8 protein-coding genes and 1 pseudogene are annotated in these 6,070 nt (G+C 42.1%); 2 read left to right on the forward strand and 7 right to left on the reverse strand.

What is annotated here, in order from left to right; genetic code table 11:
- A partial coding sequence (locus H6G97_RS43330) for a transposase (RefSeq protein WP_190941080.1) occupies window positions 1-351 on the forward strand: 351 nt, incomplete at its 5' end.
- 3 nt (window positions 352-354) lie between these two features.
- On the opposite strand, the gene H6G97_RS43335 is transcribed toward H6G97_RS43330, so the two are convergent.
- From H6G97_RS43335 to H6G97_RS43365, 7 genes are all read right to left on the reverse strand, one after another.
- The gene (locus H6G97_RS43335; protein WP_242056001.1) at window positions 355-1,272 is read right to left on the reverse strand and encodes a hypothetical protein; all 918 of its coding nucleotides are present in this window, start codon (window positions 1,270-1,272) and stop codon (window positions 355-357) included.
- A 157-nt stretch (window positions 1,273-1,429) separates the two neighbouring features.
- A complete protein-coding gene (locus H6G97_RS43340) occupies window positions 1,430-1,723 on the reverse strand; it encodes a hypothetical protein (protein WP_422394273.1) in 294 nt (97 codons plus the stop codon).
- A gap of 138 nt (window positions 1,724-1,861) precedes the next feature.
- On the reverse strand, window positions 1,862-2,134 hold the full coding sequence (locus H6G97_RS43345) for a hypothetical protein (RefSeq protein WP_190946686.1): 273 nt from the start codon (window positions 2,132-2,134) through the stop codon (window positions 1,862-1,864).
- Window positions 2,135-2,280: 146 nt separating this feature from the next.
- The gene (locus tag H6G97_RS43350) at window positions 2,281-3,051 is read right to left on the reverse strand and encodes a hypothetical protein (protein ID WP_190946687.1); all 771 of its coding nucleotides are present in this window, start codon (window positions 3,049-3,051) and stop codon (window positions 2,281-2,283) included.
- Between the two features lie 2 nt (window positions 3,052-3,053).
- Window positions 3,054-3,602 carry a hypothetical protein gene (locus tag H6G97_RS43355; protein ID WP_190946688.1) on the reverse strand — a complete coding sequence of 183 codons (549 nt, stop codon included), beginning with the start codon at window positions 3,600-3,602 and terminating at the stop codon, window positions 3,054-3,056.
- Between the two features lie 135 nt (window positions 3,603-3,737).
- On the reverse strand, window positions 3,738-4,655 hold the full coding sequence (locus H6G97_RS43360) for a hypothetical protein (protein WP_190946689.1): 918 nt from the start codon (window positions 4,653-4,655) through the stop codon (window positions 3,738-3,740).
- 78 nt (window positions 4,656-4,733) lie between these two features.
- Window positions 4,734-5,411: a hypothetical protein gene (locus tag H6G97_RS43365; protein ID WP_338421971.1), complete on the reverse strand. Its 678-nt coding sequence runs from the start codon at window positions 5,409-5,411 to the stop codon at window positions 4,734-4,736.
- A gap of 192 nt (window positions 5,412-5,603) precedes the next feature.
- Here H6G97_RS43365 and H6G97_RS43370 point away from each other — a divergent pair.
- Window positions 5,604-6,070: pseudogene (locus tag H6G97_RS43370) on the forward strand (IS4/IS5 family transposase); the annotation flags it as partial.

Consider the following 6,070-nt stretch of genomic DNA (forward strand, 5'->3'; position numbering starts at 1 on the left):
ACCTCAGCCAGTCTTCCAGAACGAGAAGGAGCGAAAAAAGTTCTCAACCGAGTTCACAATACAGGCAGTCAGGTAAAACGTTTAAATCTTATTTGGATGGACGGCGGATACCGTGGTGAAGAATTTATGCGTTGGGTGATGGATATGTTTCGCTGGATTGTGGAAATTGTGCTTCGACCATTGGAAAAGAAAGGTTTTGTCCATTTACCAAAGCGCTGGGTTGTTGAGCGAACTTTTGGTTGGCTTAACTGGTGTCGACGTTTAAGTAAAGATTATGAACGACTACCAGAAACCTCTGAGACTTTTATTTACATTGCGATGATCCGGATTATGGTCAGGCGACTGGCATAATTTTTAACTCGCTTCGACTTTTAAAACATCCTCTAAGTGCGCCATCATCTGTTCTAAACTGCTGCCTGCTTCAGGTGAGGCATTTGCCAGTAACACCCGCACTTTCATCAGGTGTTTTTCCATCTTTTTTTTGAACTGTACTGGCTTACGTCCTGGCTCCCAGTCGCTTAATTCTTCAAGCAATTGGGCGGCAAGTTGTTCACCACCTGCCAAGGCTGATTCCCGTAGCCTTTGCTCCAGATTTTGGTCATACTGTTGGATGAACTTGGTAATCTGGTCAAGACATTCGGCTTGTTGCTGATTGAGTTGTTCAGAGAGGGCAGGGATAATCACCGGGCGACCAATAACGACTTGCAAATAGTCTTCGAGGTCGGTCAGAGTCGGGAATGCTCTTAACAAGTTAGCTTTGACTGACTCTTGCTTATCCTGTGCTAATTCCCAGGTGTTAAGTGAGAGAAACTGGTCAATTCGCTCTTGGTAATCTTCGAGTCCTGCTTCGTAGTCAACTTTTAATTGATTGCGTAAACCGGGAGCAATGTTGTCTCTAATATTGATTAACTGATTCCAAACGAGTGGAGCCAAATCAATCGGACAAACCCAATCACCAGTATCAGCAGACATCCACTCTTGAACTGAAGCAATCTCTTGCCTCAGTTGGGCAGCAGCTTCATCAAGCTTTTTGAATACCTTAATACCTCGCAAACCGACTTCGGAATTTGTGACTTTAACGAGGTCTGATTCAATTTCAGATACTTCAGCTTTTAACACATCTGCCCATTTAGGTGCGGCAGACTTTGTACTTTTCTTTAACTGGATACGAAAGCGGATACGGGTTTTATTTAACTGTGAGAAATTGTGGCGTTCGACTACTGCATCAGTTAGGAAATTTGCAATGATAGGGTTGTCAATTGCTTGTACCATGATTATTCACCTCAATCATTATTTTTCACTTTCAATTCAGCGAAGCTTTCTTTGTGACTATTTGAATGTCTTTAGTAGCTCTATAGATTACTTTTGTAGAGCCATTTTGTAGTCGAACAGGTCTTTTGATGACTGGCGGTTTATGTGTTGGCATGGCTCAAAATAGCTGAAGTTGCTGTGAATTATCCTGTACCACAGGCTTTTCATAAACCATGCCTTCGACTTCATAGCAACGAGTCATAAGTTTGTTTCGATTTAGTCGAAAGCTGGCTTTTTTTCTTTGATTTGGCAGAGGTACAAATACATACTGTGGATGTTGTATACTACCTTCATCACCCAAATATCGGGAAAGTGTACCGTTGATTTGGTAAACTTTTGAGGAGCTTAAAAGCGTTGGGTCGTAAACTTTAATCAAATTTAATTCCATCTCAGTAGCAGTGAAGTGTGCCATAATTTATCGTGGAATCGATTTTTCTCTACAGTCAGATTTAATTAGTCTGACTGTAGAGTTTTTCACGCATAATCTGATTCTTCTTTCGTCAACCTTTTCGTTAACTCTGCGTTAATTATTGATTGAGGATGAAAAATGTTACAGATAGAAATGCTCAAAGATTTGATTGAGTTTTTCCTTTAATTCATCAGGCAGAGCCTTAAAGTCAAACTCGCCTGATTCCCAAACTTCATCAATACTGGTAGACTCATCAACAATATTTGCAATCAATCTTGATTCATCGTCGTCCTTCCAGCCATTTACTAGAAGCCACGGCAAAACTCCCTCAGATTGCAATAGTTTCTCGATATCGAACGAGTCAGAAAACTGCTGTAAGTTTTCGATACTAGGCTGAACGATTGTTGTAGTCATTTATTGTTAGTAGTAGTGGTGAGTACGCAGCACAGCAAGCTGTAGACAAAGCTTGAGTAACTTCTAATTACAGTTACCCAAACTCTGTTTACAACGAGTTAAAACGCCATCTCAAGAGCAGCTTTTGTTACAGCTAAAGCCTGACTTTATAGGCTATTCTTACGAAAATGTTTAATATTGATTGGCTTTTTCAAAGCATCGCTTAGGCTCCACCCACGAGAAAGTCGTCCAGAGAGAGTGTCTGGATGTATCCCAGCATATCTGCCCCAATCTGTAAGGCTTTTAGTTTCTCCATCAAAAGTCAATAGCCTCTCTCTAAACACTGGTGTAGACAAAGCTTCTTCGGGATGCTGACCTTTATTCAAACGACTTCGGAGCGTGGTATTTGCTATCCCAGTTTCCCTAACCCAATCTGCCAAAATTTGGCTTTTCCCAAAGGCATTAATAACTCTATTGTGTCTCGTATTTTTACCTTGCTCGGAAAGTAATATCCAGCGTGTATTTTCCGGGCAGTAATCACCATTGAAGTCGATCCTATCGATACTGTGTTGCTCAGAAGGGCATTCTCCCATGTCATCTAAAAAAGCTTCGTAACTTTGTTTCCAACGTTCACAAATCTGTATTCCTCTGCCTCCATAGTAGTTCCAACCAGAATCATTAGGATTCAAACAACGCATTTTCATGCTGCTCCAAATTTTATATGTTCGAGACTTTGATTGATTGTGTTTACCTCTAACACAGATGCCACAGGAACAAACCTGTTGTGAGCGCAAGTTGTTTGAAGTTACAATCGTTTCTCTACCACATTCACAAACACAAATCCATCTAGCTTTGTAACTTTTGGAGTTTTGTTGATGTCTTCGTTTAACCAAAAGTTTCCCGTAACGATGCCCAGTTAAATCTATTAGTCTTACCATTTTTACTTTGTTATTGATTTACAAATTTCTAAAGCCTGTTTACTTATTTCTCGCCAATTGCTTTGCTCGTTGTAGGATGCCATGACTAATTCAGACCCAACCCACACCCGACAGAATAAGACGCTTTCATCTGTCGTCCCAGGAGTAGGCTGTAGTGTGATGGGAGAGTATAGTTGTTGTGGAGTAAGAGTAGCAATCGCGGCTAATACAGATTTAGCAAAGTGAGTATCATGCCCACTTTCTAATATATAGGTTCTGTCTGCAAGAATAGTAATCAGCAACTTGTAAACTTCTTTTCCTCTGCGCTCACACTTCTCAAATTTGAGTTCTTTTAGATATCCAGTTAAGGCAGTTTGGGTAATCGCACTCGCTTCACTGTTGTTTAGGGTATACCACAGTGAACCATTGTGACGATTACAGTAGATTTTGCAACTGCCAGCTTCAGAGTGCAATCCCAGTTTCGGTTTATTGATTGAAGCGACCAACTGTTTAAGTAGTTCCTCTTGGCGCATCAAGAGAGCAAATAATTCTGATGTTTGTTCAGGGGTCATGTATTTTTACCAAAAGCATTTCACTTTTGCATTGGCGCAGCCGTTGACTAAAAATGTATGAAATGTAGAGCCAATAAAACAGCGCTCTTGATTTTACAAAAGCGCTTTTTATTACTAATTATTTGTAGTTACAGATTATTCGTGTGAATTAAATCTCGCTAACAACTCTTCACGGGATAAACTAGATAATTTCAGTAAAACTCTAGCAAAATCATCTGGTGCTAACTGCAACAAACTACCGACTACTCTTGAAAGTTCTTCATCCACAGAACCAAACCGGAATCTTAACAAGTTTTCTACAACTTGTCGTTGTCCTTGCTGTACTCCTTGCTGTACTCCTTGCTGTACCGCTTGCGCTCTTGCTTCTTCGTAAGCTTGAGTTAAGTTCATGATCAACTCCTGGTCATCTTTGGTTAATTCTGTCTGTGTCATTACACTGATACGCCACCTGTAAATTATTTCCAGTACATTCCGGCGTACAAGATCGGATGGTGGTAGTGCAACCAGTTCTTCTACTGCCTCCCTTTGTACTTTTCCCCTCCCCAAGAGCCGAAACCATAGTGTGTCTGGAGTTCGCGGTAGCTTATTAGTTGCTACTATTGCTGCCCTTAAACCCAATGGCAGAAAGTACACTCCGCTCATCCAATTGTCTAAATCTAGTTTAGCTTCAAAAGCCTTGAGCAAAGCTTTTGAAGCACTAGGCGCTAAGATCCACAGTCTTGCTAAATCGTTCTCTGCTATTGTTGTGTCTTCCCTGTTGGCTCTGCGTTGCGCGTCTGCAATCACAGTGAACAATTTTTGAAGACAATTGCGTACTTCCGTTCTACTCGGCTGATTGCGAAATGGCTCTAGTAAAGTAGTATTTAATACCGCAATTCTACCCAATAATCCTAAAGTTTCTGCATCAACCGCAGATGTTGGTGTTGGTGAAAATAACACATCAACAAATCTTGTTTCATCAGTTACTTCCCTGTTAGTTTTTACTTCCCCAAAGGGAGAAAGTAACTCTTCTAGAAACTGTTTGGCAAATTTATCGTGAGGTTGTTGGGTCATTTTGTAAGGGCGAACTGTATTTTATTTTACAAGGATTGGTTATGGTTGCATGGTGGGTATGAGAACCCACCATTCTATTTACGCCGCGACCAACTCCCGACGAACTTGCGGCAGTTCAATCGGAGCAGTTGCCCTGGATAGCACCTCTACAGCCTCTTTCACACTCCAATACCGTACTCCATCCCCACAGCGCCAATAGTAAGTCTTGGGGTCGTTTTCCCAGACTTCATCAGCGTTTTTGACCTTGAAGATAATTCCCAAGAATTCACCATCTAGATATACGTTGTGAGCCGTCTGAAGGTCAGTGCGTCCTACATAGGTCAGTCGATAGTCGTCCACTGGTTCGCACAAGTCTTCTGCACGAGTCCCGCGATACCCACAGTTACCGCACCCATGTCCTTCACAATCTGGACAGATGGCAGCAGGTATATTCCACTTCGGCAGGGTGAAGTCCCATTCAGATGGTGGCGTTAATATTCGAGCCTTGTGAGAGATATAACAACCAGCATGACCGATTACTTTATCAGAATGGTACTGGACGCTCAACGATAGCCAATCACAATTGCCTAACAAGCCTATTTTCTCAGAAGCTTGTTTCAATTCCTTATCTTCCTTGTGATTGCATTTTACCGGAGCAGAAAGACTCGCTTTTACCTCTGCAACAGCGCGTTTGAAACACTGTTTGTGGTATCGAGCATAGCCGTGGGTCATTTTCACCCACACAATATCATCGCTGTTGATCCAGATAGTTACCACATCTTCGGGCTGGCAGTTTTTGGAGTAATCCGACTGATTGACGATAGTTGCAATGATTTGGCGATCCTGTGTGGTTAACGGATCTTTTGTTGGCGTAGGGGCTGAAACGATACCTGTCTAAATGTTAAATCTGGGCGAGAGAAAATCAGTAGAAGTTACTGTTGAGAGTAAAGATTCATACGGTAGCAGAAAATGCTGGATGCTCTATTTGATGCCTTTGTTCAATGCAGCCCCATTAGCGTGATGATGCGAGGTTTAATGGAGCGGATATTGCAACCAGAAAGACTCGATGAGATATTCTCGCGTCATGCCAAATTGCAGTACCAGAGGGAACTGATGTTTTCAAGCTTGGTGAATCTGATGAATTTGGTAGTGTGTGGAATTCATCCGTCAGTGAATGCCGCTTACATTGCCAAAGCCGAAGAATTGAATGTGACAAGATGGGCATTGTACAGCAAACTCAATGGAGTGGAAACAGCAGTTAGTGCGGGTTTATTGAGAGAAACCGCAAGTTCGCTAGGAGAATTAATTAGACAGATGGGTGGAGCGCCTGCACCCTTGTTGCCCGGTTATACAGTGCGGATACTTGATGGTAATGCCTTAGCGGCGACACAACGGCGACTCAAAGTACTACAATCGGTTGCAGCCGCGCCTTTACC

The sequence above is a fragment of the Nostoc flagelliforme FACHB-838 genome, assembly GCF_014698065.1.
Classification (GTDB): Bacteria; Cyanobacteriota; Cyanobacteriia; order Cyanobacteriales; family Nostocaceae; genus Nostoc; species Nostoc flagelliforme_B.

What these genes read in the sequence shown, in the direction of transcription:
- H6G97_RS43335 (WP_242056001.1), bottom strand. Translation starts at nt 1,272, where the DNA reads ATGGTACAAGCAATTGACAACCCTATCATTGCAAATTTCCTAACTGAT.
- H6G97_RS43340 (WP_422394273.1), bottom strand. Translation starts at nt 1,723, where the DNA reads ATGGCACACTTCACTGCTACTGAGATGGAATTAAATTTGATTAAAGTT.
- H6G97_RS43345 (WP_190946686.1), bottom strand. Translation starts at nt 2,134, where the DNA reads ATGACTACAACAATCGTTCAGCCTAGTATCGAAAACTTACAGCAGTTT.
- H6G97_RS43350 (WP_190946687.1), bottom strand. Translation starts at nt 3,051, where the DNA reads ATGGTAAGACTAATAGATTTAACTGGGCATCGTTACGGGAAACTTTTG.
- H6G97_RS43355 (WP_190946688.1), bottom strand. Translation starts at nt 3,602, where the DNA reads ATGACCCCTGAACAAACATCAGAATTATTTGCTCTCTTGATGCGCCAA.
- H6G97_RS43360 (WP_190946689.1), bottom strand. Translation starts at nt 4,655, where the DNA reads ATGACCCAACAACCTCACGATAAATTTGCCAAACAGTTTCTAGAAGAG.